The sequence below is a fragment of the Rhodoluna sp. KAS3 genome, from assembly GCF_026000575.1.
Taxonomy (GTDB): domain Bacteria; phylum Actinomycetota; class Actinomycetes; order Actinomycetales; family Microbacteriaceae; genus Rhodoluna.
In genome coordinates this window covers 352,953-376,510 of the sequence record NZ_AP026910.1, presented here as the reverse complement: position 1 = coordinate 376,510, position 23,558 = coordinate 352,953, and the positions used below count along the sequence as shown (strand labels likewise).

The following is a 23,558-nucleotide window of genomic DNA, read 5'->3' as shown; positions in this document are numbered from 1 at the left end:
ATTACTTAGATTCCTTCTGGATGCGGTCCCATTCCTTTAGAACATCGTTGATGTCACCAAGGTTGAAGAACGCCTGCTCACCAACGTGGTCAAAGTCACCGCGTGCGATGGCTGAGAAGCCCTCGATGGTGTCCTTGAGCGGAACGGTTGATCCTGGAACACCAGTGAACTTGGTTGCCATGTAGGTGTTCTGCGATAGGAATCGCTGAATACGACGCGCACGTGAAACGGTGATCTTGTCTTCCTCAGAAAGTTCTTCAACACCAAGAATCGCGATGATTTCCTGAAGTTCCTTGTTCTTCTGAAGGATTGACTTGACCAACGTTGCAGTCTCGTAGTGATCCTTGCTGATGTAGCGAGGGTCCAAGATGCGAGAGGTCGAAGTTAGTGGGTCCACCGCTGGGTATAGACCCTGAGATGCAATTTCACGAGAAAGCTCGGTAGTTGCATCCAGGTGAGCAAAGGTGGTTGCCGGGGCTGGGTCGGTGTAGTCGTCAGCAGGCACGTAAATTGCCTGTAGCGAGGTAATCGAGTGACCACGGGTCGAGGTGATGCGCTCCTGAAGGAGACCCATCTCATCGGCAAGGTTCGGCTGGTAACCCACGGCAGAAGGCATACGACCTAGAAGGGTCGAAACCTCAGAACCGGCCTGGGTGAAGCGGAAGATGTTGTCGATGAACAAAAGAACGTCCTGCTTCTGAACATCGCGGAAGTACTCCGCCATGGTTAGAGCAGAAAGAGCTACGCGAAGACGGGTGCCAGGTGGCTCATCCATCTGACCGAAGACCAGTGCAGTTTTGTCGATAACGCCAGACTCAGTCATTTCGTCGATTAGGTCGTTACCCTCACGAGTACGCTCACCCACACCGGCGAATACAGACACACCATCGTGGTTTTCAGCCACGCGGTAGATCATCTCTTGGATAAGAACGGTCTTACCAACACCAGCACCACCGAATAGACCAATCTTTCCACCCTGTACGTAAGGGGTTAGAAGGTCGATGACCTTGATACCGGTCTCGAACATGTTGGTCTTTGACTCAAGCTGGTCAAATGCAGGTGGCTGGCGGTGGATTGACCAGGTCTCGTTGACCTCGATCTTCTCGCCAGGCTTTGCGTTTAGCACTTCACCGGTCACGTTGAATACGTGACCCTTGGTTACGTCACCCACTGGAACAGAGATTGGCGCTCCGGTGTCGGTAACTAGACCGCCACGGACCAAACCGTCAGTTGGCTTCAGTGCAATTGCGCGCACAAGGTCGTCTCCGAGGTGCTGTGCGACCTCGAGAGTAAGAGTGCTCTTCTCGCCATCAAGCACAATCTCAGTGGTGAGTGCGTTGTAGATCGCTGGGATGGCATCGTGCGGGAACTCGATGTCAACCACTGGACCGGTAACGCGAGCAATACGCCCGGTGCCGGCTGCAGGTGCTGCAACCTTCTTCTTGGTCTCGGCCATGTCTCTTTCTTTCTCTTAGTCTTCGTTGCCGGCGGTAGACAATGCGTCTGCACCACCAACAATTTCGGAAATCTGCTGGGTAATTTCTGACTGACGTGCCGCATTGCTGAGGCGGGTGTAGTTCTTGATGAGCTTGTCAGCGTTATCGGTTGCTGACTTCATAGCCTTCTGACGGGCAGCGTGCTCAGAGGCAGCTGACTGCAGCATGGCGTTGAAAATGCGGCTCTCAACGTAAACCGGCAGCAAGGCGTCAAGCACCTTGGTGGCATCAGGTTCGAACTCGTAAAGCGGGAACACTTCGTTTTCGGCAGGTGCTTCAACACCCTCGACAACCTCAAGCGGCAACAAACGAACTACCTCAGGCACCTGAGCGATCATCGAAATGAATCGGTTAGATACGAGGTGGATTTCGTCCACACCACCGTCTGCGTAATCGGTGTTGAAAGCAGCAACCACCGCGTCGGCGATTTCTTTGGCGGTATCAACCTGCGGAAGGTCGGTGCCACCGATCCACTGCTGAACAGCGGTACGGCGACGGAAACCAAAGTTAGCTACTGCCTTACGACCAACTAGGTAGTAAACAACCTCTTTGCCCTGCTCCTGGAGCAGGTTAGTAAGCTGTTCGGCCTCTTTGAGAACGTTTGATGAAAACGCTCCGGCAAGACCGCGGTCTGAGGTGAAAATTACGACGGCTGCCCGATCGATACGCTCTGGCTCGGTGGTCAGCGGGTGAGCAATGTTTGAATACGTTGCAACCGCAGAAACCGCACGAGTGACAGCGCGTGAATACGGGGTTGATGCTGCTACACGCTGCTGAGCTTTGTAAATGCGTGAGGCAGAGATCAACTCCATGGCACGAGTAATCTTCTTGGTCGTCTGGGCAGACTTAATTTTCTGCCTATAGACCCGAAGTTGCGCTCCCATGTCTCTCCTAGATTCTTGTCGTCAGTTGGATTATTGTCTTAGCGAAGTGCTTACTTCTTGCGCTTCTGCTTGACGATCTTTTCCTGGTTGACGTCGTCTTCGTCTAGAACGGTTACGTCTCCTGCAGATGCAAGTGACTCACCAGAGGTGGTCGCAAAGCTCTTCTTGAACTTGGCTACAGCCTTCTCTAGTTCAGCAATGGTGTCGCTTTCCAACTTGTTGGTCTCGCGAATGGTGGTCAAGACCTTGCTGTTGCGGCGCAGGCTCTCAAGAAGCTCTGCCTCGAAACGCAATACGTCCTCAACTGGAACCTCATCTAGCTTGCCGGTAGTACCCGCCCAGATAGAGACTGTCTGCTCTTCAACTGGGAATGGTGAGTACTGAGGCTGCTTTAGAAGCTCCATTAGACGAGCACCGCGTGCTAGCTGCTGACGTGATGCAGCATCAAGGTCAGACGCAAACATGGCGAATGCCTCAAGTGCACGGTACTGAGCAAGTTCGAGCTTCAAGGTACCTGAAACACCCTTGATGCCCTTAACCTGAGCCGCACCACCAACACGTGAAACCGAGATACCTACGTCAATTGCTGGGCGCTGGTTTGAGTTGAACAGGTCTGACTGCAAGAAGATCTGACCGTCGGTGATCGAAATCACGTTGGTCGGAATGTATGCAGAAACGTCGTTTGCCTTGGTCTCGATGATTGGAAGACCAGTCATCGAACCGCCACCTAGTTCGTCGTTCAACTTGGCACAACGCTCTAGCAAGCGTGAGTGTAGGTAGAAGACGTCACCTGGGTAAGCCTCGCGGCCTGGTGGACGACGTAGAAGAAGTGAAACTGCACGGTAGGCCTCTGCCTGCTTTGACAGGTCATCGAAGATGATGAGGACGTGCTTGCCGCCGTACATCCAGTGCTGACCAATGGCAGAACCGGTGTAAGGAGCTAGGTACTTGAAACCTGCTGGGTCTGATGCTGGAGAAGCCACGATAGTGGTGTACTCCATTGCGCCGGCTTCTTCTAGAGCAGCCTTAACACCAGCAATGGTTGAACCCTTCTGGCCGATTGCTACATAGATGCAGCGAACCTGCTTCTGGACGTCGCCTGACTCCCAGTTAGCCTTCTGGTTGATGATGGTGTCGATCGCGATTGCGGTCTTACCGGTCTGGCGGTCACCAATGATTAGCTGACGCTGTCCGCGACCAACAGGAATCATGGCGTCGATTGCCTTGATACCGGTCTGTAGCGGCTCGTGAACAGACTTACGCGCCATAACACCTGGAGCCTGAAGCTCAAGTGCACGACGTGCCTCTGCCTTGATGTCACCTAGACCATCGATTGGGTTACCCAGTGGGTCTACAACGCGGCCGAGGAAGTTGTCGCCAACTGGCACTGAAAGAACCTCACCGGTGCGGTGAACTTCCATACCCTCAACGATGCCCTCGAAGTTACCGAGTACAACGGTACCGATCTCGCGCTCATCAAGGTTTAGTGCTAGGCCAAGAGTGCCATCCTCAAACTTGAGAAGCTCGTTAGCCATGGCTGATGGAAGACCCTCGATGTGAGCAATACCGTCACCGGCATCGATTACGTGGCCCACTTCAGTCTTGGAAGCCTTGGCTGGCTCGTAAGACTTAACGAAGTCCTTTAGAGCGTCGCGAATCTCGTTCGGGCTGATTTTCAGATCTGCCATCTCGTTCCTCTACTTCTGGGGCGAACCCCGGTTGGTCGTTGCGTCAGCTACCTAGGCGGCTGAAGTTTGTTGTTCGCTTACGCGAGTTGAAGTTTTGCTGCTGTAAGACGTGAGCTAAGGCTGCCGTCAAGAATTTCGCCGGCTACCTGAACTTTGAGACCACCCAAAATGGTCGGATCAATCTCAACGTTTAGCTTTAGGCTCTGGCCGTATGACTTAGCCAAAACGCCCTCAAGGCGATCAAGCTGAGCCGCGGTGATTGGCGCGGCGACGGTTACGGTTGCGACCAGGCGGCTGGCAACAGCAGAAACTTGCTTGCCAAACTGCTCAAGTACAACTGAAACGCGGCGACGACGGGCACCGATTACTGCGCGGCGAATCAAAGTAACTGACTCGTCGGTGGTCTTGCCCTTGGTCAAAGCGTCGACAAGTGCGAGCTTTGCGTCTTCTGAAGCAAGGCGGTCACCCAGAGCAAACTGGAGATCCTGGTCAGAATCTACGGCCTGCTGGAAAGCGAACAATTCACTTTCTACTGCAGCGAGCTTCTTGTTAGCCGAAGCAATGCTGGCAACGGTGAAGACCGCAAGCTGCTCAAATGCGGCTACTAGGTCTTGACCGGTTGACCAGCGAAGTGCAACCAGAGAGTTGGTGAACTCAAGCGCAGCTTTCGAGACACTCTTGCCGAATACGGCGTTTAGTGCACCTGATTTTGCGTTTACCTCGGCGGAAGGGTCCGAGAGGATGCTGCGCAACTGAGACGAAGAAGCAACGGCTGCGCCGATTGCGAAAATCTCTTCTGCGAACTTGAGGTCTGCCTTGGCAAGTAGAGGCTCAAGGGCCTCTTTTGCCTGGGCTAGCGACTGTCTGGTTGAACTCGCCATTACTTCTTCTTGCCTGCCTTGGTCTTAGAAACGCTGTCGCCAGCCTCTAGGTCAGCCAGGAACTGGTCAACCACGCCGCTTGCAACTTTGTCATTCTGAAGGCTGGCACCAACAACGCTTGATGCAAGGTCGATGGCTAGGGAGCCAACCTCTGCACGAAGTGAAATAAGTGCTGCCTGGCGTTCGGCTTCAATCTGAGCCTTTGCGGTCGCGGTCAAGCGCGCAGCTTCGAGAGATGCCTGCTCTTTGAGTTCAGCCAAAATGGCTGCACCCTCAGCGCGGGCTTCTTCGCGAATCTGTGAAGCTTCGGCGCGAGCCTCGGCCTGCTCGGCTTCGATGTTTGCAGTCTTAGCTGCAGCCTCTGCCTGAGCCTTCTCTGCAGCCTCAAGACGACCTTCGATCGCCTCAGTACGTGCATCCAAGGTCTTCTTGAAGTTCGGAAGCACCTTGAACCAGAAGAAAGCCAGAAGGATTACGAAGACAACCGAAGACCACAGGAGATCGTAGCTGGCTGGCAACAGTGGGTTAGGCGTTGCCTCACCCTCCGAAGCAGCAGCGAGAATCTGTGAAATCATGGGTTAGATCCTGACTGACTAAGCGAAGATGAATGGGGTTGCAAGACCGATAAGCGCAAGAGCCTCGGTAAATGCGATACCAAGCCACATGGTGACCTGAAGCTTTGCTGCTAGCTCTGGCTGGCGAGCGATTGACTCGATGGTCTTTGAAACAACTAGACCTACACCTACACCAGGACCTACAGCTGCAAGGCCGTAGCCGATTACTGCGATGTTTCCTGATACTTCTGCGATGTTAGTTACGTCCACTTTGTATTTCCCTTCCGTGGTTTAGAACTGACGGTTGTCAGTCCTGATTAGTGCTCGTCTGCCAAGGCCAACTGAATGTAGACCGTGGTCAGCAGAGTAAAAACGTATGCCTGTAGGAAAGCAACCAGGATCTCAAAGACCGTGAATGCGAATCCGAAGACAAAAGTTCCGGCACCGAAGAACTTGAAAGCACCTTCAGCGTTGAACAAGAAGAACTGAGTTGCCGAGAAGCAGAGCACTAGCAACAAGTGGCCAGCGATCATGTTCATAGTCAAACGAAGAGCCAAAGTGACCGGGCGAAGAATGAAGGTCGAGAGGAACTCGATCGGGGTAACCAAGATGTAGAACGGCTTTGGCACACCAGCTGGGAACAGCGCGTTGGTGAAGAAGTGACCGCCGTGCTTTTTGACACCTGCGTAGATGAAGGTGAAGTAGGCGGCTGCAGCCATGACGATTGGAAGACCGATGACTGAGGTTCCGGCAACGTTTAGGCCCGGGATGATACCGGTGATGTTCATGCCCAGAGTTACGAAGAAGATGGTGGTTAGCAACGGCAAGAAGCGGTCGCCGTCTTTTTCGCCAAGCTGGTCGTGAGCGATGCTCTTACGCACGAAGTTTAGAGAGATCTCACCCATCAACTGGAACTTGCCAGGAACAAAGGTGTTGGTCTTGTTGGCCTGCTTGAACTTGCGAGTCCAAAGACTGAACAGAACTAGAAGCAGTGCAACGACCAAAAGACGAATCAGCATGATTCGGTTCAGGGCGAATGGAGTATCAGCGAAAGCAACAATCTCTGGATAGAACTCCATGATTGAAGGGGCGTGGAAACCACTGCCCGACTCTTCGGTGCTCGCTGCTACATTGAGCAGGTTCAAGGCTTTAGTGAACAGCGTGAACTCCTGTTTCGGGGCAAGTTTGGTGTGCCTTGCGGCGATTTACAGTGCGATTTGGCACTCGGGGAAGATTCCCCAGTTCCTCGAATAATCCTAACAGCCGTAGCTGCGACGAAATAGAGGTTTTCGAGGGATTGGCCAACTTTTTTCGAGAAAATTAGGCGGCCGGTTCGATTGGAATTCTGGCCTTCAAAACCAAGACTGAATCGACGGCCAAAGTGCCCATCACAGAAGCGACCAACGTAAAGAACAGCACGGGTCCACTAATGAAGTCTGCGTTCTTAAGCGCACCCATCAAAAGCACAAATCCGATTACCTTGAGCAGCCAGCCGCCCAGTACCACTCCGAAGAAGCCACCGAGGGGAAGCCTGCCGCCAACCCAGACGCTCAGGGCGGTGAGGGTGACAAATACAAATGCCAAACCCGCGCCAATCAGGGCACTGATTAGCCCAGGCATCGCTGCTACTAGGTAACCGGCGATGCCGCCGACAAGAGCAATTGCGCCGACCAGGCCGGAGCCAAGCACGACGACTCGTTTGAATAGGTTGCTAGCTGCCTTTGACACGATTTGCGAATCTCCTTTGGATAACCGGACGAATTGTGTAGATTACGGCGCCGAATATTCCCAGGGCCAAGATTGAGAAGACTGTGCTTACCGGAAGGAAGAAGAACAGAAGGCAGGACATCGAAATCACGGCCGTCCAGGCATAAAAGACCAGAACTGCACCAAGGTGACTGTGTCCAAAGTCTTGCAGGCGGTGATGAATGTGCAGGCGGTCAGCCGAAAACGGAGACTTGCCAGCGCGAAGTCTGCGAAGCACTGCCCAGGTGAAATCTAGCAACGGCAAAACTAGAATCGCCAAAGGCAGGATCAGCGGGATGAATGCTGGGATTTGCTCACCGCGACTGACCAACTGAGGGTCAATCTGGCCTGTGACGGTTAGAGCCGAGGTCGCCATCAGCAGACCCAAGAGCATGGCTCCGGTGTCACCCATGAAGATCTTGGCCCGGTGCCAATTGAATGGCAAGAAACCCACGCACATACCGATGACAATTGCCGAAATTAGAGAGGCCAGGTTGAAGTAGTTAGTTGGTGAGGTTTGCTGGGCTAGTAGGTACGAGTAGGCGAAGAATACGCCGGTGCCAATCAGCACCACACCAGCTACCAGACCATCGAGCCCATCGATGAAATTCACCGCGTTCATGACCAAAACCGTCAGGAACACAGTTGCGACAAATGAGATACCAAAGCTGCCAATGGTGAGGCCGGCGATAGGAAGCGAAACCACCTGGACTCCCTGCCAAGCGAGGATTCCGGCTACAACGAATTGACCGGCAAGCTTTAGGCTCCAGTCCAGGTCGTAAAGGTCATCTAAGAAACCGAGCAGAGTGATTAGAAATGCGGCCACCACAATGGCGATGATGTGTATTGGATCGCTGAAAACACTCTTGAACCAACCTAGCGAGCCCGCAGTGAGCACCGCTGCTGTAAGGCCCAAAAACATGGCGACGCCGCCCAGCCTTGGGGTTGGTCGGGTGTGCACGTCTCTTGATCGTATTTGTGGGTAAATCTTGTATTTATGAGCGAGTTTCAAAACAGCCCAAGTACCCACAAAGGTCACGGCTGCTGCAACCAGCATCATCAGTAAATAGGCGCGCATTGACTAGTTGGCACCCTCGAGTAGGTCGCCGGCAACCGATCGAAGTTTTGCATCAGACAGTGCACCGCGTCGAACAATGCGGATTTTGCCGGTGGTGCTTAGGTTGCCGTCTGCATCGTATGAGTCGGTGATTCCGGTTAGGTCAATAATGGTGGACGCCTCACCCTTTGGGCTGTTGCCGCTGTCGAGGTAAACCTGAACACTTTCGCCAAGGTAGTCGTAAGCCTGAGCACAGGTAGTTGCTGCGGGCTGGCCGGTTAGGTTTGCGCTTGAAACCGCCATTGGGCCAACGTCCTCAAGCAGAGCCAAAGCAATTTTGTGGTCTGGCATACGGAGGGCTACGGTGCCTTTGGTCTCGCCGAGGTCCCAGTTGAGTGAAGGCTGGGCACGAAGAATCATGGTGAGGGCGCCGGGCCAGAATGTGTCAGCCAAACGGCGGGCAACGTCAGGAACATCTTCGGCTAGAGCGTGCAGAGTGTTTACGTTGCCAATTAGGACCGGCGGCGGTGACTGCGGGGTTCGACCCTTGGCAGCCAAAAGTGCCTGAACTCCCTTTGCCGAGAAAGCATCACAGCCGATGCCATAAACCGTGTCGGTGGGCAGTACCACGAGTTCACCACGACCTAGGGAAACCTTGGCGCGACGCATACCGGTCAACAGGTCAGTGTCGACTGAGCAATCAAAAACTCGCTGCACTTCACACTCCTATGTGGCTTGGGACTACTTGATGGCGGTTACTGCGCGGTCGCGGTTGGTTAGATCGCGATGAGGTTGAACTTCGCGCCATCCATCAGCCAATAGTAGTTGACAGACCTGATTGGATTGCGAGTCGGCGTGCTCGATTACCAGCACTCCCCCAGTCACCAGAAGTCGACGGGCTGTGGCCGATACCTGATGAATAACGTCCATGCCGTCTTGGCCACCGTAAAGAGCCAGATCAGGATCGTGAAGGTGTACCTCTACGTCTCTTGGCACCGCGGCAGAAGGAATGTAAGGCGGATTCGAGGCAACTACCGCCACCTGACCGTTTAGGTCTTCGAATGCCTCAGCCAAATCGCCTTGAACCAGATTGGCATTCGCAGAGCCGTACTTTTTGAAGTTTGCCGAGGTGAACGGCATGGCATCGTCTGACTTCTCTACTGCGTAAACTCGCGCATTAGGAACCTCGGTAGCCATGGCCAATGCGATGGCCCCTGAACCGGTACCCAAATCAACAGCAATCGGATTGGCGCTCTGAACTCTGGCAAGAGCATCGATGGCCAATTGCGCCACAAACTCAGTCTCTGGACGCGGGATAAAAACGCCGCGGCCGACTTCAAGCTCTAAGTTTCGAAAGTAACCAATTCCGGTGATGTGCTGGAGTGGTTCTCTGGCCAGACGTCTGCCGAACAGATCGGTGATTTGCTTGGCCTGATCAGCAGAAACCTTGCCACCAATCAGAATCTGAGCTTGGACTCCCCCGCGACTCAAGCCAAGGACGTGCCCGGCTAAGAGTTCTGCATCGACCGCCGCTGAATCGATACCCACCTGGGTAAAACGTTCGGTTGCGTGCTCGATGAGTTCGCGCAGAAACAAGAGCGTTACTTCGATTCAGCAGAACCGAGTGCCGCTAGACGCGCTTCTTCATCCATCTGAATAGCCGACTGGATAACCGGCTCAAGTGCACCGTCCATTACAGCATCGAGGTTGTAGGCCTTGTATCCAGTGCGGTGATCTGCAATGCGGTTTTCTGGATAGTTATAAGTGCGGATGCGCTCAGAACGGTCGACAGATTTAACCTGAGACTTGCGAGCAGCTGACTGCTCTGCCTCGATGGCCTCCTGCTGGGCTGCCAGAATACGTGCTCGAAGAACACGCATGGCCGCTTCACGGTTCTGCAGCTGCGACTTCTCGTTCTGCATGGCAACAGTGATTCCGGTTGGCAAGTGGGTGATACGAACAGCAGAGTCAGTCGTGTTTACCGACTGGCCGCCAGGACCAGAAGAACGGTAGACGTCGATGCGGAGATCGTTTTGGCTGATCTCGACCTCTTCAGGCTCATCGACTTCTGGGAACACCAAAACGCCAGCCGCTGAGGTGTGGATGCGCCCCTGAGTTTCAGTAGCCGGAACACGCTGTACGCGGTGAACGCCACCCTCATACTTCAAGTGCGCGTGAACGCCCTGTGAAGGGTCAGTTGCATTGCCCTTGATTGCCAGCTGAATGTCTTTAATGCCACCCAGATCTGACTCGTTCTTGTCAAGAACCTCGGTCTTCCAACCCTTTGAGTTGGCGTACTGGATGTACATGCGAAGCAAGTCTGCTGCAAACAGAGCTGACTCAGCTCCACCTTCGCCGGCCTTGATTTCCATGATCACGTCACGGCCATCATCTGGGTCGCGAGGAATAAGCAGGCGACGAAGTTTTTCATTTGCCGCCAGCAAACGCTCTTCAGTGATGGTTGCCTCCTCGGCAAACATCTCATCTTCTTTGGCCAATTCTTTGGCCGCTTTCAGGTCTTCGTTTAGCGAAACAACCTGGTTATAGGCGGCAACAATCGTGCTCAATTCGGCATAGCGACGATTGAGCTTTTTGGCCAGAGCTGGGTTACCGTGCAGCGCAGGGTCAGACAACTTGGTCTGAAGCTCTGCGTGCTCAGCAATTAGTGGTTGAACCGAAGAGAGCAATTTTTACTCCGAGTCAGAACCGGTTGGAACTGGCATTGACTTCTGAACCTTCATCAAGAACTCGACGTTGCTTGAGGTCTCTTTCAGACGGCTGATTACAAGCTCAAGTGCCTGCTGCTGCTCTAGACCGGCAAGTGCGCGGCGAAGCTTCCAGACAATCTTGGTCTCATCTGGGCTCATAAGCATTTCTTCGCGACGAGTACCAGACGCGTTGACGTCAACGGCTGGGAAGATGCGCTTGTCAGCGAGTGAACGTGACAGGCGAAGCTCCATGTTTCCGGTTCCCTTGAACTCTTCGAAGATAACCTCATCCATCTTTGAACCGGTCTCAACGAGAGCGGTTGCCAGAATGGTCAGCGAGCCGCCATCCTCGATGTTTCGGGCTGCACCAAAGAAGCGCTTTGGTGGGTAAAGTGCTGACGAGTCAACACCACCTGAAAGAATTCGGCCTGAAGCAGGTGCGCTTAGGTTGTAGGCGCGGCCCAGACGGGTAATTGAGTCGAGAAGGACTACAACGTCGTGACCAAGCTCAACCAAACGCTTTGCGCGCTCGATTGCCAACTCAGCAACGGTGGTGTGGTCTTCAGCCGGACGGTCGAAGGTAGAAGCAATAACCTCACCCTTGACGGTGCGCTGCATGTCGGTAACTTCTTCAGGACGCTCGTCAACCAAAACCACCATTAGGTGAACTTCAGGGTTGTTGACTGCGATTGAGTTTGCAATTGCCTGCAGCACCAAGGTCTTACCGGCCTTTGGTGGCGAAACGATCAAACCGCGCTGACCCTTACCGATTGGTGAAACCAAGTCGATAATTCGGGTGCTCAACTTGTTTGGCTCGGTCTCTAGGCGCAAACGCGACTGAGGGTAAAGCGGAGTTAGCTTGCCAAATTCAACACGGTTGGCAGCCTGCTCTTGGGTAAGGCCGTTGATTGAGTCAATGCGAACAATCGCGTTGAACTTCTGGCGACCCTGGCCTTCGCCCTCTTTTGGCTGGCGGATAGCGCCAACCACAGCGTCACCCTTACGAAGGTTGTACTTCTTGACCTGACCTAGTGAAACGTAAACGTCGTTCGGACCAGGGAGGTAACCGCTGGTGCGAACAAACGCATAGTTGTCTAGAACATCCAAGATTCCGGCAACCGGAACCAAGATGTCATCGGGAGAAATTTCTGGTTCGATCTCATCCTGCATACCGCCATTGCCACGGCCGCCACGGCGATCGTTGCGGTCGCGGTAACGGTCATTGCGGTTACGGTTGCGACCGTTGCGGTTACGGCGCTCGTCGTTGAAGTCGCGGTCGTTGCGTGAATCGTTGTCGCGAGTTGAGTTGTCGCGGTTGGCGTTCTCACGCGGAGCTGACTCGTTTGAATCGCGCGATTCGCCCGACTCTGAACCGTTCGATTCGCCGCCATTGCGGTTGCGGTTACGGTTGCGGTTACGGTTACGGTTGTTGCCTGAACGCTCTGAGCGCTCCTGGCCCTCACCTGCAGACTCTGACTTCTCAGACTTGGCCTCGGCTGGAGCCTTTGACTCAGCTGGAGCTTCTGACTGCTCAGTCTTAGCAGCGCGTGGAGCCTTGGCTGCTGGAGCCTTTTCAGCCGGAGCCTCGGCAGCATCTGTGCTGGCCTTTGCGGCACGGGTGCGAGTGGTCTTTTTTGGCGCTGCGGTGGCAGCTGAATCTGCTGCTGGAGCTGCTGCATCAGCAACTACACGACGGCTTTTACGTACCGGAGCAGTGGTTTCCTGGATTTCATCCATGTTTCTTGATTTCTCTTTCTTAGGAGATAAGCCGTGACTAATTGAATTTAGAGAGTCACTTATGCGCGGTTTGATCGCGCTTCACCGTAATTAGATTTACGGGTTTCACCAATTATTGGTGCAAAACAACAGTAGCACCTTTGAAGTCCACAGCCAACAGCAACGCTTTCCATTCTGGATAGTGTTTTGCGGCCAGTTTTGCGGCTTCAAGGCGTTCGGCAGGGTCACTTGCCAAGACCAAAACTGATGGGCCGGCGCCTGAGACAACGGCAGCATGCCCGTGTTCACGCATCAACTGAACCAAAGAATCAGTCTCAGGCATGGCAGCAGCGCGATAGTCCTGGTGAAGACGGTCCTCGGTCGCAGCCAACATAAGTTCTGGGCTCTGGGTCAGTGCCGCGATTAGCAGCGCTGAGCGTGAAACGTTGAAAACGGCATCATTGTGCGGCACCGATTCAGGCTGCAGCGAACGAGCCAGTGCAGTCGACATCTTGTGATTTGGAACCAACTCAAGTGGAGAAACCCCACGATGCACGAACAACTTCTTGTGGTGCGGGCCAGATTCGTCTTCCCAGGCGATAGTGAGTCCGCCGAATAGTGCTGGCGCTACGTTATCTGGGTGGCCCTCAAGCTCGGTGGCAATGTCAAGCAGGTCCTTGTCAGTCATCTCGACGATGCCCTCGAGCAACCCCTTGGCAGCAACAATGCCTGAAACAACGGCAGCGCCAGATGAACCCATGCCGCGACCGTGCGGAATGATGTTGTGCGCGGTTAGTCGCAAACCAGGAAGTTCTTGGCCAAACTTTTTGAAGGTGTAAGCAATTGACTGAACAACTAGGTTCGAGGCGTCAGTTGGGACCTCACCCTCACCCTCGCCGCGCACCTCAACGAAAGCGCCAACGCCTGCGACTGCCTCAACTTCGAGTTCGTCATAGTAGGAAAGCGCCATACCGAGTGTGTCAAAGCCAGGGCCAAGGTTTGCCGATGTGGCCGGAACCTTGACGCTGACTTTTCTGCCGACGAGTGAAACCATGATTACTTCTTGCTTAGGCCGAGGCGCTCAGCCACAGCTTCAACTCGGTTAGGCACAGCCTGTGGCTTGATACCCTTGCCGCGCTCGTCCTTCAGGGCCCACATTGGGTCCTTCAGGCCGTGACCGGTAACGGTTACCACGATGGTAGATCCGGCTGGAACCTCACCCAGCTTTGAGTGCTTGAACAAACCAGCTGCGCCGGTAGCCGATGAAGGCTCGACAAATACGCCAACCTCTTGAGACAAGAAGCGGTGCATCCACAGGATTTCCTTGTCAGATGCGTAACCGAACTGGCCGCCGGTCTCTTCTCTAGCCGCCAAGGCTAGGTCGTATGAGGCCGGGTTTCCGATACGAATTGCGGTAGCAATTGTGTCTGGCTTCTTGACCGGGTTTCCGAAGCTAAACGGAGCTGAACCTTCAGCCTGGAATCCCCACATCTTTGGAAGAGCCTTGATGCGGCCTTCGTTTAGGTCCTCACGGTAACCCTTTGAGTAAGCGGTGTAGTTACCGGCGTTACCAACTGGCAAGACGTGGAAGTCTGGAGCGAAACCGAGCGCGTCGACAACTTCGAACGCACCGGTCTTCTGGCCCTCGATACGGTCTGGGTTCACCGAGTTAACTAGGTGAACCGGGTAGTTCTCTGAGAGGTCACGCGCTAGATCAAGGCAGTCATCGAAGTTGCCCTTGACCTGAAGAATTTGTGACTTGTGAGCAACCGCCTGGCTCAACTTGCCAAGTGAAATCTTGCCCTTTGGAACCAAAACCACTGACTGGATGCCGGCAGCGGCAGCATAGGCTGCAGCTGAAGCCGAGGTGTTACCTGTAGATGCAGCGATTACAGCCTGGGCTCCGTGGCCCACTGCCTTTGACACTGCCATGGTCATTCCGCGGTCCTTGAATGAACCGGTTGGGTTCATGCCCTCAACCTTTAGAAGAACTCGTTCAGCACCGACAAGCTTGGCAAGTGCTGGAGCCTCTACCAGTGGAGTGCCACCCTCACCCAAAGTAATGATTGGGTTGTCGCTTGAAATGTCTAGGCGATCGATGTATTCGCGGATAACTCCGCGCCATTGGTGAGCCATTAGATTCCTTCTACTCGGATTACTGAAGTAATAGATTCAACTGCGTCGCTTTCGGCGAGCGCTGCAACAACTGCGCTGAGTGATGCGTCAGTTGCTTGGTGTGTGCCTACCTCGAGGGTAGCGGTTGCGCTGGCCTTACCTTGGTTGTGGCGCACCGACTGCTCAACCGTTTCGATAGAAACCTGCTGCTGAGCAAAAATGTTTGCAATCTTAGCCAAGACGCCAGGCTGGTCGGTGACCTCAAGGGTGATTTGGTATCGGGTGTGAACTCGATCAATCGGCAGGATTGGCAGGTTGGCGTGAACCGAGTCAGCCAATCCAGGACCACCGGCAACGTGACGTTTAGCGGCAGAGACTAGGTCACCTAGGACTGCTGACGCGGTCTGGACGCCTCCGGCGCCCGCACCGTAGAACATTAGCTGGCCAGCGGCCTCAGCCTCGACGAAAACTGCGTTGTAAGCGCCGCGAACAGCACCTAGAGGGTGGGTTCGATCGATCAAAACCGGGTGCACGCGCACGGCCACTCCGGCCTCACCACCGTTGGCTTCAATTCGCTCGGCAATTGCCAGAATCTTGATTACATAGCCATCGCGCTGAGCTGCCTTGATTTGCTCGGCAGTGATCTTGGTAATTCCCTCTCGGTAAACCTTTTCGAGTGGAACCTCGGTGTGGAAAGCCAGTGAGGCAAGAATGGCGGCCTTCTGGGCAGCATCGAATGCCTCAACGTCTGCAGTTGGATCAGCCTCTGCGTAACCCAGGGCCTGAGCCTCGGCTAGTGCATCGTCGAATGAGGCACCGGTTGAATCCATCCGGTCAAGGATGTAGTTGGTGGTTCCGTTGACGATACCCATGATTCGGTTGACCTTGTCACCGGCAAGTGACTCACGAAGTGGTCGAATGATTGGAATTGCACCACCGACAGCGGCCTCGAAGTAAAGCTGGGCACCGACCTGCTCAGCAGTGTCGAATAGTTCGGTTCCGTGGGTGGCCAACAGAGCCTTGTTGGCAGTGATTACGTCTGAACCTGAGTTCAGCGCCTGAAGAATGTAAGTGCGCGCTGGCTCAATTCCGCCCATGACTTCAATCACGATGTCTGCGCCCAAAATTAGTGATTCTGCATCTAGCGTCAGAAGTTCACTTGGGACGCCGGCATTGCGAGGCGAGTTTAGGTCGCGCACAGCGATGCCGACCAACTCAAGCTCAGCACCAACTCGAGCAGCAAGCTCAGCCTTGTTTTCAATCAGCAAGCGGGCTACCTGCGAGCCGACAGAGCCGGCACCCAGCAGCGCAATGCGCAATGGACGGTATTCGATCACGGTCTAACTCTTCTCATTCATGTGGCCGTGGGTGGCCTGGTAGTGCAAGTCTCGGGCAAACAAATCTGCTTCAGTCTCGCCTCGAATAATTAGTCGAGACTGGCCTGAACGAACCGCAACCACCGGTGGTCGGGTCAAGAAGTTGTAGTTATTCGATAGCGAATAGCAGTAGGCGCCAGTTACGGCAACCGCAAGCAAATCGTTCGGCTGAACATCTCCTGGCAAATAGTCGTTACGAACAACGATATCGCCACTCTCGCAGTGTTTACCAACCACACGCGCTAATTCAGGCATTGCAGCAGAGGAACGCGAGGCCAGTGTCACGTGATACTCGGCTTCATAGAGGGCTGGTCGAGCGTTATCGCTCATGCCGCCGTCTACCGAGACATACTTTCGAACTGCGGGGGCTAGGCCATCGGTGACCTTGACATCTTTGATGGTTCCTACGTTGTACAGAGTTAGTCCAGCCGGGCCAGCAATCCATCGGCCAGGCTCGAAAGCCAACTTTGGAACCGGGATGCCCAGGGCCGCACACTGTTCAGCCACCACAGCGGTAATTGCGTCGGCAAAGTATCCGAGGCTTGGAGCATTGTCGGCAAGCTTGTAATTTACGCCGAACCCGCCACCCAGGTTGATTTCAGGCACATCCCCGCCGGCCAGCGTTTCTGCGTGCAGAGCAAGCAAGCGCTTGGTCGACTCGATGAACCCTTCGACCGCGAAAATCTGAGAACCAATGTGCTGGTGGAAACCTAGGAACTTTAGGTGTGAGTGCGAGCGGATCTTGGCAACCAAGGCTGGAACATCGGCAAGCGCTGTTCCGAACTTTTGGTCTTCTCGCGCAGTGGCTAGAAAATCGTGGGTGTTGGCGTGTACACCGGTGTTGACTCGAAGACGCACACCCTGGATGGCATCCTGAGCACCAGCAGCAGAAGCGATTCGTTCGATTTCTTGCTCCGAATCGATAACGATGGCGCCAACTCCGGCAGTTACAGCGCGTCCGATTTCAAACAGTGACTTGTTGTTGCCGTGCAGCCCAATCCGGGACGCATCGATTCCACCGGCAAGGGCGGCGGCTAGTTCCCCTCCGCTGGCAACATCGATGTTCAAACCAAGTTCATTGATCCAGCTGACGATCTCAGTCGAGAGGAACGCCTTGGATGCGTAGTAGACCTTAGCCTCGGTGCCAATTTTTTGCGCAGCTCGCTGAAGAGTTTCGCGTGCTGCCGTAGCTCGGGCACGAAAATCGTCCTCGTCAATTACGTAAAGTGGGGTGCCAAATTGGGTTGCTAGTTCGGCCACAGATACACCAGCGATTTCTAGCTCACCGGTGGCGCGACGCTTGGCATGACGTGGCCAAACCTTGGCGTCGATGGCATTGACGTTGGCCGGTTGGTCGAGCCAGCTCGGAGCAAGTGGATTTGGCATTACATTCTCTCTGGGGCGCTGACGCCGAGCAGGCGCAAACCATTGTTTAGAACCACACCGGCAGCGTCGTTCAACCAAAGGCGGGTACGGTGAATTGATTCAACCGGTGCACCCGACAAAGGCGTAACACGGCACTGGTCGTACCAGCGGTGATACGAGCCGGCCACTTCTTCGATGTAGCGGGCAACGCGGTGAGGCTCGCGGAACTCGGCAGCCTGCGCGACAACGCGTGGCAACTCGGTCAGTTTGGCCAACAATTCAGACTCAGATTCGTGAGCCAACAAGCTTGGATCAAATTCACTGCGATCTACGCCGAGGCCAGCCGCATTTTTGGCCACCTGCTTGGTGCGAGCGTGGGCGTACTGCACGTAGAAAACCGGGTTGTCATTGGTTTTCTTCTGCAGCTGCTCAAGGTCGATGTTTAGCTGTGAGTCAATGGATGATCGCGCTAGTGCGTAGCGAGCGGCATCAACACCAACCACCGAGACCAGGTCTTCCATGGTCACAACGGTTCCGGCACGCTTAGACATACGAACCGGCTCGCCGTCGCGAACCAAGTTGACCATTTGGCCAATCAAAATCTCGAGGTTCTTACCCGGTTCATCACCGAATGCGGCACATAGCGCCATCATGCGAGGCACGTATCCGTGGTGGTCGGCACCAAGCATGTACAAGCACTGATCGAAACCGCGCTCACGCTTGTCTAGGTAATAGGCGATGTCACCGGCGATGTAGGCGTGGTCACCGTCACTCTTGATGATTACGCGGTCACGGTCGTCACCAAAGGTGGTCGAACGCAGCCAGATTGCACCGTCGGCCTCAAAAATGTGACCCAGTTCGCGGAGCTTCTCGATGGCCCGGTCAACCGCCTTGGATTCGTAAAGCGAGTTCTCGTGGAAGTAGACATCGAAGTCGACACCAAAATCGTGCAGCGATTCTCGGATTTCGCCGAACATCAAATCGACGCCCTGAGCGCGGAAGAACTCCTGAGCTTCGTCCTCAGGAAGGTTCAGAACATCGATTGCGGTCTCAGCCAAAACGCGGTCAGCGATCTCCTGGATGTACGCGCCGCCGTAGCCATCCTCTGGGGCATCCTCGCCGCGAGCGCGGGCCAGCAATGATCGAGCGAACCGGTCGATTTGGGCACCGTGATCGTTGAAGTAGTACTCGCGAGTTACGTCTGCGCCCTGAGCTTCGAAAATTCGCGCTAGCGAGTCTCCAACCGCTGCCCAGCGGGTTCCACCCATGTGAATCGGGCCGGTCGGGTTGGCCGAAACAAACTCAAGGTTGAGCTTTACCCCGGCGAGGTCAGTGCCGATACCAAAGGTGTCGCCAGCCTCAACAATTACCTTGGCAAGCTCACCGGCAGCGGCAGCGCTGACTGAAATGTTGATAAAACCAGGGCCGGCGATGTCTACCTTTTCGACACCGGAAGCCTGCGAAAGCTCGGCCGCCAACAGCTCAGCAAATGCTCGGGGATTCATGCCGAACTTGCCGGCCAATTGCATAGCGACGTTGGTTGCCCAGTCACCGTGATCGCGGTTTTTTGGCCGTTCGACAACAACTTCAGTGGGAATCGGACCATCGCTAAGTCGACCATCGGCCTGCAAACCGCTGAGGATGCGAACGATGGCGGCAGAAAGGTCTGCTGGAGTCAATGTGGTTCCTAACTGAATTTCTCAGTTTGATGGGCGCGCAAAGGGCCGGCATCGAAAAGAGACTGTCTCTAAATCATACCGAGAATGGCGCCCTGACACCGATTTGACTACTTGCGGATGAGGCCTAGCACTGGGTCGGCGGTGACCGGAATTGGATCACAAAGCTCACCGTAGAACTCGCCATCGCGGTAATTTACAAAACCGATGTAGTTCCAGCCGCCCTGCTTATCCTGAACCAATCTCGGAGCGTAAAGGTCATAGGCAGGGAATGCCACCGACTTGGTGAAATCAACTTCACTCAGGTCAGCCGGAACAACCACACTGTAACCGCCGCCCTTTTCACCGTTGGCCTGACGATCGGCACTCAACCATTGCATTGATGCGCAGAACAGCAATAGCGGAACGCCATCGACGTTTGCATACTGAAGCACTTCAGTCTCGCCAAAACCTGAATCCGGTTTGCCCAGCGGAGGCAATACCTCCCAGTTGATTAGGTCCTTTGATTTGGCGTAACCGGCAACTGCATTTTGATTCGGGTTCTCGAATGTGTTTGACGCGGCTGTGGTCAACATGGTCCATTCAGATTCACCAGGAAGCTTGAATACCCATGGGTCGCGGAACGGCTCGTTTTCGAAACCAGCCTGAAGCGTGCGATACCAGCGCGGATCGGCCTCTGCCACCGGAGTGGTTTGAACCTTGTCCCACGAGATCAGGTCCTTAGAAACCGCAAGCCCAACGGCCTGGCGCTCGCCCGCGTCTTCGCGGCTGGTACCGGTGTAAAACAGGTACCAAAGACCGTCATCGCCCTTGGTCACAGATCCGGTCCAAGTGGTCCAACTGTCAAAACCAGGTTCGTCACTAGGAGTCAGTGCGTCCGGGAGGATTGTCCAATTGACAAGATCGTCTGAAATAGCGTGGCCGACGGTCACATTGCGGTGACGACGGTCTGGGTTTTTTAGACCGCGAGATGCCTGCAAATAAAAGGCGTGGTGCTTTTCACCATCGAAAACAAACCATGAGTCCCATACCCATTGACCCGGTAGTTTTAGCGCCATTATTTCTCCTTGTTGTTCAGCAGTCTTAGAAAATCATAGGCCATCCTCGCTGTTAGGCTTTAAGCGCACCCTGGCCCCTATAGCTCAGGGGATAGAGCGTCGCTCTCCGGAGGCGAAAGCGCAGGTTCGAATCCTGCTAGGGGCACATGTTTGGAATGGAATGGCTTGAGCCCGAAACACTGATTCAGTCTTTCGGAGCCTTCGCGATGATTGGCGTTTGCGCGATCGTCTTCATTGAGACCGGCCTGCTGGTTGGTTTCTTCCTGCCGGGTGACTCGCTGCTATTTGTAGTCGGTCTAATGATTTCAACCGGCGATGTGGTTTTTCCGACCGCCGGTGAGCCTTGGCCAGTGCCAATCTGGTTGGCCTGCATCATGATTTCGAGTTCGGCCTGGTTGGGTGATCAAACTGGCTACTGGATTGGCCGAAAGTCTGGTCCCGCCATCTTCAATAAGCAGGATTCAAAGCTATTCAGCCAAAAGAATGTTGCCAAAACCAACAGCTTCTTCGAGCGCTATGGCGCCCGAGCTATCATCTTGGCTCACTTTGTACCGGTCATGAGGACCTTTGTTCCGGTAGCAGCCGGAATCGGACAGATGCCTTACCGAAACTTCTTGAAATACAACTTCATCGGCGTCATTGGCTGGGGAACCGGAGTCACCCTGCTGGGTTACTTCCTGGGCAAAATTCCGTTTGTTGCCCAGCACGTTGAATACTTCACGATTGGTTTCGTGGTGGTTTCATCGATTCCGATTGCCTACGAAGTAATCAAGGCAAGACGCGAGCACAAGGCCGAAACCCTAGTTAGTTAGTTTTCGATTGAGCCTAGGTAGCTGGCCAGCTGCTCAAGTGCCAACGAACGATGGCTTAGCAGGTTCTTTACTTCAGGGTCCAATTGCGCCGCAGTGACCTCAAAACCCTCTGGGATAAAAATCGGATCGTAGCCAAAACCGTGCTCGCCATGCTCCTGGGTTGCAATACTGCCAGGCCAAATGCCGGTGAATGAAACTTCGTTTTCACGGTCTACATAGGCAATAGTGCAAACGAAGGCGGCAGCCCGATGCTCTGGCTTTACGTCGGCCAATTGGGCCAAAAGCAGTTGCCGGTTGACCTGATTATCGCGAGTACCGGACCAACGGGCGCTGAATATTCCAGGGGCGCCACCGAGAATCTCTACCGCCAACCCGGAGTCGTCAGCAATGGCTGGTCGGCCCGTGAACTCAAAGGCAGCACGTGCCTTGATGAGTGCGTTTTCAAGAAAACTCACGCCATCCTCAACCGGCTCAGGCCCCTCGTAACCAAGCAGATTTAGACCAGGCACGGAGTTGGCCAAGATGGCGCCAACCTCGGCTACCTTGTGGGCGTTGTGAGTCGCGAGCACCAGCTCCATTAGTTTGCCGATCCGGCCAGGGCAACCTTCTGGATTTCGGTTAGCTCGCCGGTGCCCTTTAGTGCAATGTCAAGCAGGGCATTCAACTCGTCTCGGTCAAATGGCACGCCCTCGGCAGTACCCTGAACCTCAACAAATTTGCCCGACCCAGTAACAACCACATTCATGTCGGTGTGAGCGCGCACGTCTTCAACGTAGGCCAGGTCTAGCATCGGGGTGCCGTCAATAATGCCAACTGAGATAGCGGCAACACTGTCGGTCAGCGGCTTGGCCTTGGCACTGATTAGTTTGCGCTCGCGCGCCCAGCTAATGGCATCAACCAGCGCGACGTAAGCACCGGTAATTGCAGCGGTTCTGGTGCCACCATCTGCCTGAAGTACATCACAGTCGATCACGATGGTGTTCTCGCCGAGCTCGCGGACATCAACAATGGCACGCAGGCTGCGCCCAATTAGGCGCGAAATCTCGTGGGTGCGCCCACCAATCTTGCCCTTGACGGCCTCGCGGTCATTTCGGGTGTTGGTTGCTCGAGGAAGCATGGCGTACTCTGCGGTAACCCAGCCTTCTCCCTTGCCGACCTTCCAACGCGGAACTCCAGCAGTAAACGAAGCCGTGCACAAAACCTTTGTGCCACCGAAAGAAATCAGTGCTGAGCCTTCAGCGTGATCGCTCCAGCCGCGTTCAATAGTTACGGTGCGGAGTTGGTCTGGGGTTCTGCCATCGGCGCGAACGGTCATGAAAGTCCTTCAACTTGGGTTACCTCTGGCCCGAGGAATCTACGTGCCAGTTTTTCAAAAGATTGAGCGTCTCCGGTGGCCTTAAAAGTTAGGACCGGAGGGGTGGTTGCGGTTCGGAGGAGATCGTGCGCCACTAGGGTTCGATATACGTCTTTCGCTGTTTCTTCAGCGCTGGAAACCAAAGTAACGTCTTCACCCATGACATAGGAAATGGCTCCGGTAAGCAGCGGGTAGTGGGTGCAGCCAAGCACCAAGGTATCGATGCCAGAATCACGGATTGGGCCGAGGTACTGCTCAGCCGCCGCCAATAGCTCAGGCCCTGAGGTAATGCCTTTTTCGACGTAGTCAACAAAACTTGGGCAGGCAGCACTGTGAATTTCAAGGTCCACTGCCGCAGCGAAGGCGTCATCGTAGGCCTTTGAGGTAATGGTTGCTGTGGTGCCAATTACGCCCACTTTGCGGTTTCTGGTGGCTGCAACGGCACGTCGAACAGCGGGCTGAATAACCTCGACCACCGGAATACCTCGACCGACTGTGTAACGCTCACGTGCGTCGCGCAAGACAGCTGCAGATGCTGAGTTACACGCGATTACCAGCAATTTGACGCCCTCATCAACCAGACGATCCATCACGCTTAGGGCAAGCTCACGAACCACCGGAATGGACTTTGGGCCATAGGGCGTATTTGCAGTGTCACCTACATAGATGATGGATTCGTTTGGCAACTGATCGATGATGGCTCGGGCTACGGTTAGCCCGCCAACACCGGAGTCAAAAATACCGATTGGCGCGTCATTCACGGGGTAAGTCTATTTGCCGTCGCCAGAACTCTTAGGGTCTTCTGGTCTGAGCCCCTCATAAATTTCTTTGCAGGTAGGGCAAACCGGAAACTTTTCTGGGTCACGACCCGGGACCCAGACTTTGCCGCACAGCGCGATGACCGGCGTACCCAAAACTGCCGACTCGACAATCTTTTCTTTGCGAACGTAATGAGAATTACGCTCGTGGTCGCCTGGCTCAACATTTTGAACCTGCTCTTCAAGCAGAGTTGATCCGGCGGTCTGCCCGCCGATGCTCTCACTACCAAAATCGCTCATGGCGCTCCCTTCGA

General features: G+C 54.5%; 24 protein-coding genes and 1 tRNA gene. 2 read left to right on the top strand and 23 right to left on the bottom strand.

What is annotated here, in order from left to right; genetic code table 11:
• Position 1: 1 nt before the first annotated feature.
• From atpD to OO731_RS01835, 19 genes are all read right to left on the bottom strand, one after another.
• Positions 2-1,456 carry a F0F1 ATP synthase subunit beta gene (atpD, locus tag OO731_RS01925; RefSeq protein WP_264890442.1) on the bottom strand — a complete coding sequence of 485 codons (1,455 nt, stop codon included), beginning with the start codon at positions 1,454-1,456 and terminating at the stop codon, positions 2-4.
• Between the two features lie 15 nt (positions 1,457-1,471).
• The gene (locus OO731_RS01920; RefSeq protein ID WP_138275140.1) at positions 1,472-2,380 is read right to left on the bottom strand and encodes a F0F1 ATP synthase subunit gamma; all 909 of its coding nucleotides are present in this window, start codon (positions 2,378-2,380) and stop codon (positions 1,472-1,474) included.
• A gap of 50 nt (positions 2,381-2,430) precedes the next feature.
• Complete coding sequence (gene atpA, locus OO731_RS01915) at positions 2,431-4,068, bottom strand: F0F1 ATP synthase subunit alpha (protein ID WP_138275139.1); 1,638 nt, start codon at positions 4,066-4,068, stop codon at positions 2,431-2,433.
• 77 nt (positions 4,069-4,145) lie between these two features.
• Positions 4,146-4,949, bottom strand: a complete 804-nt coding sequence (locus OO731_RS01910; RefSeq protein ID WP_264890441.1) for a F0F1 ATP synthase subunit delta — start codon at positions 4,947-4,949, stop codon at positions 4,146-4,148.
• On the bottom strand, positions 4,949-5,524 hold the full coding sequence (locus tag OO731_RS01905; RefSeq protein ID WP_138275137.1) for a F0F1 ATP synthase subunit B: 576 nt from the start codon (positions 5,522-5,524) through the stop codon (positions 4,949-4,951). The genes OO731_RS01910 and OO731_RS01905 overlap by 1 nt, the downstream gene beginning before the upstream one ends.
• Positions 5,525-5,542: 18 nt before the next feature.
• Positions 5,543-5,773: an ATP synthase F0 subunit C gene (gene atpE / locus OO731_RS01900; protein WP_138275136.1), complete on the bottom strand. Its 231-nt coding sequence runs from the start codon at positions 5,771-5,773 to the stop codon at positions 5,543-5,545.
• Positions 5,774-5,820: 47 nt separating this feature from the next.
• Positions 5,821-6,648 carry a F0F1 ATP synthase subunit A gene (atpB, locus tag OO731_RS01895; RefSeq protein WP_138275135.1) on the bottom strand — a complete coding sequence of 276 codons (828 nt, stop codon included), beginning with the start codon at positions 6,646-6,648 and terminating at the stop codon, positions 5,821-5,823.
• 175 nt (positions 6,649-6,823) lie between these two features.
• Positions 6,824-7,231 (bottom strand): hypothetical protein, encoded by a 408-nt coding sequence (locus tag OO731_RS01890; RefSeq protein WP_264890440.1) that lies wholly within the window; start codon positions 7,229-7,231, stop codon positions 6,824-6,826.
• On the bottom strand, positions 7,215-8,327 hold the full coding sequence (locus OO731_RS01885; protein WP_264890439.1) for an MraY family glycosyltransferase: 1,113 nt from the start codon (positions 8,325-8,327) through the stop codon (positions 7,215-7,217). Before OO731_RS01885 ends, OO731_RS01890 begins: the two co-directional genes overlap by 17 nt.
• A 3-nt stretch (positions 8,328-8,330) precedes the next feature.
• The gene (locus OO731_RS01880) at positions 8,331-9,023 is read right to left on the bottom strand and encodes an L-threonylcarbamoyladenylate synthase (RefSeq protein ID WP_264890438.1); all 693 of its coding nucleotides are present in this window, start codon (positions 9,021-9,023) and stop codon (positions 8,331-8,333) included.
• Between the two features lie 24 nt (positions 9,024-9,047).
• Entirely contained in the window at positions 9,048-9,902 is an 855-nt protein-coding gene (gene prmC, locus OO731_RS01875; protein WP_264890437.1) for a peptide chain release factor N(5)-glutamine methyltransferase, read from the bottom strand.
• 5 nt (positions 9,903-9,907) lie between these two features.
• The gene (gene prfA / locus OO731_RS01870; protein WP_264890436.1) at positions 9,908-10,993 is read right to left on the bottom strand and encodes a peptide chain release factor 1; all 1,086 of its coding nucleotides are present in this window, start codon (positions 10,991-10,993) and stop codon (positions 9,908-9,910) included.
• A 3-nt stretch (positions 10,994-10,996) separates the two neighbouring features.
• On the bottom strand, positions 10,997-12,751 hold the full coding sequence (gene rho / locus OO731_RS01865; RefSeq protein ID WP_138275129.1) for a transcription termination factor Rho: 1,755 nt from the start codon (positions 12,749-12,751) through the stop codon (positions 10,997-10,999).
• A gap of 112 nt (positions 12,752-12,863) precedes the next feature.
• Positions 12,864-13,784 carry a homoserine kinase gene (gene thrB, locus OO731_RS01860; protein WP_264890435.1) on the bottom strand — a complete coding sequence of 307 codons (921 nt, stop codon included), beginning with the start codon at positions 13,782-13,784 and terminating at the stop codon, positions 12,864-12,866.
• Between the two features lie 2 nt (positions 13,785-13,786).
• Positions 13,787-14,866: a threonine synthase gene (gene thrC / locus OO731_RS01855; RefSeq protein WP_264890434.1), complete on the bottom strand. Its 1,080-nt coding sequence runs from the start codon at positions 14,864-14,866 to the stop codon at positions 13,787-13,789.
• Positions 14,866-16,182 (bottom strand): homoserine dehydrogenase, encoded by a 1,317-nt coding sequence (locus OO731_RS01850; protein ID WP_138275126.1) that lies wholly within the window; start codon positions 16,180-16,182, stop codon positions 14,866-14,868. Before OO731_RS01850 ends, thrC begins: the two co-directional genes overlap by 1 nt.
• Before the next feature lie 3 nt (positions 16,183-16,185).
• Positions 16,186-17,607 carry a diaminopimelate decarboxylase gene (gene lysA / locus OO731_RS01845; protein ID WP_264890433.1) on the bottom strand — a complete coding sequence of 474 codons (1,422 nt, stop codon included), beginning with the start codon at positions 17,605-17,607 and terminating at the stop codon, positions 16,186-16,188.
• Positions 17,607-19,265, bottom strand: a complete 1,659-nt coding sequence (gene argS, locus OO731_RS01840) for an arginine--tRNA ligase (RefSeq protein WP_264890432.1) — start codon at positions 19,263-19,265, stop codon at positions 17,607-17,609. The genes lysA and argS overlap by 1 nt, the downstream gene beginning before the upstream one ends.
• Positions 19,266-19,372: 107 nt before the next feature.
• Entirely contained in the window at positions 19,373-20,320 is a 948-nt protein-coding gene (locus tag OO731_RS01835; protein ID WP_264890431.1) for a glycosyl hydrolase family 32, read from the bottom strand.
• A gap of 73 nt (positions 20,321-20,393) precedes the next feature.
• Between OO731_RS01835 and OO731_RS01830 the strand changes: the two genes are divergently transcribed.
• Together OO731_RS01830 and OO731_RS01825 are read left to right on the top strand one after the other, a co-directional pair.
• Positions 20,394-20,465 (top strand) — tRNA-Arg (locus OO731_RS01830).
• Between the two features lie 10 nt (positions 20,466-20,475).
• Positions 20,476-21,132, top strand: coding sequence for a VTT domain-containing protein (locus OO731_RS01825; protein WP_264890430.1), 657 nt, complete (start codon positions 20,476-20,478; stop codon positions 21,130-21,132).
• Here OO731_RS01825 and rdgB read toward each other — a convergent pair.
• From rdgB to OO731_RS01805, 4 genes are read right to left on the bottom strand one after another with little or no spacing between them, the layout of a single operon-like run.
• On the bottom strand, positions 21,129-21,710 hold the full coding sequence (rdgB, locus tag OO731_RS01820; protein WP_264890429.1) for an RdgB/HAM1 family non-canonical purine NTP pyrophosphatase: 582 nt from the start codon (positions 21,708-21,710) through the stop codon (positions 21,129-21,131). The two genes, OO731_RS01825 and rdgB, sit on opposite strands and share 4 nt — an antisense overlap.
• On the bottom strand, positions 21,710-22,447 hold the full coding sequence (gene rph, locus OO731_RS01815; protein WP_138315353.1) for a ribonuclease PH: 738 nt from the start codon (positions 22,445-22,447) through the stop codon (positions 21,710-21,712). Before rph ends, rdgB begins: the two co-directional genes overlap by 1 nt.
• Positions 22,444-23,247: a glutamate racemase gene (gene murI / locus OO731_RS01810; protein WP_138275119.1), complete on the bottom strand. Its 804-nt coding sequence runs from the start codon at positions 23,245-23,247 to the stop codon at positions 22,444-22,446. Before murI ends, rph begins: the two co-directional genes overlap by 4 nt.
• A gap of 9 nt (positions 23,248-23,256) precedes the next feature.
• Positions 23,257-23,544 carry a DUF3039 domain-containing protein gene (locus OO731_RS01805; RefSeq protein ID WP_264890428.1) on the bottom strand — a complete coding sequence of 96 codons (288 nt, stop codon included), beginning with the start codon at positions 23,542-23,544 and terminating at the stop codon, positions 23,257-23,259.
• Positions 23,545-23,558 lie beyond the last annotated feature (14 nt).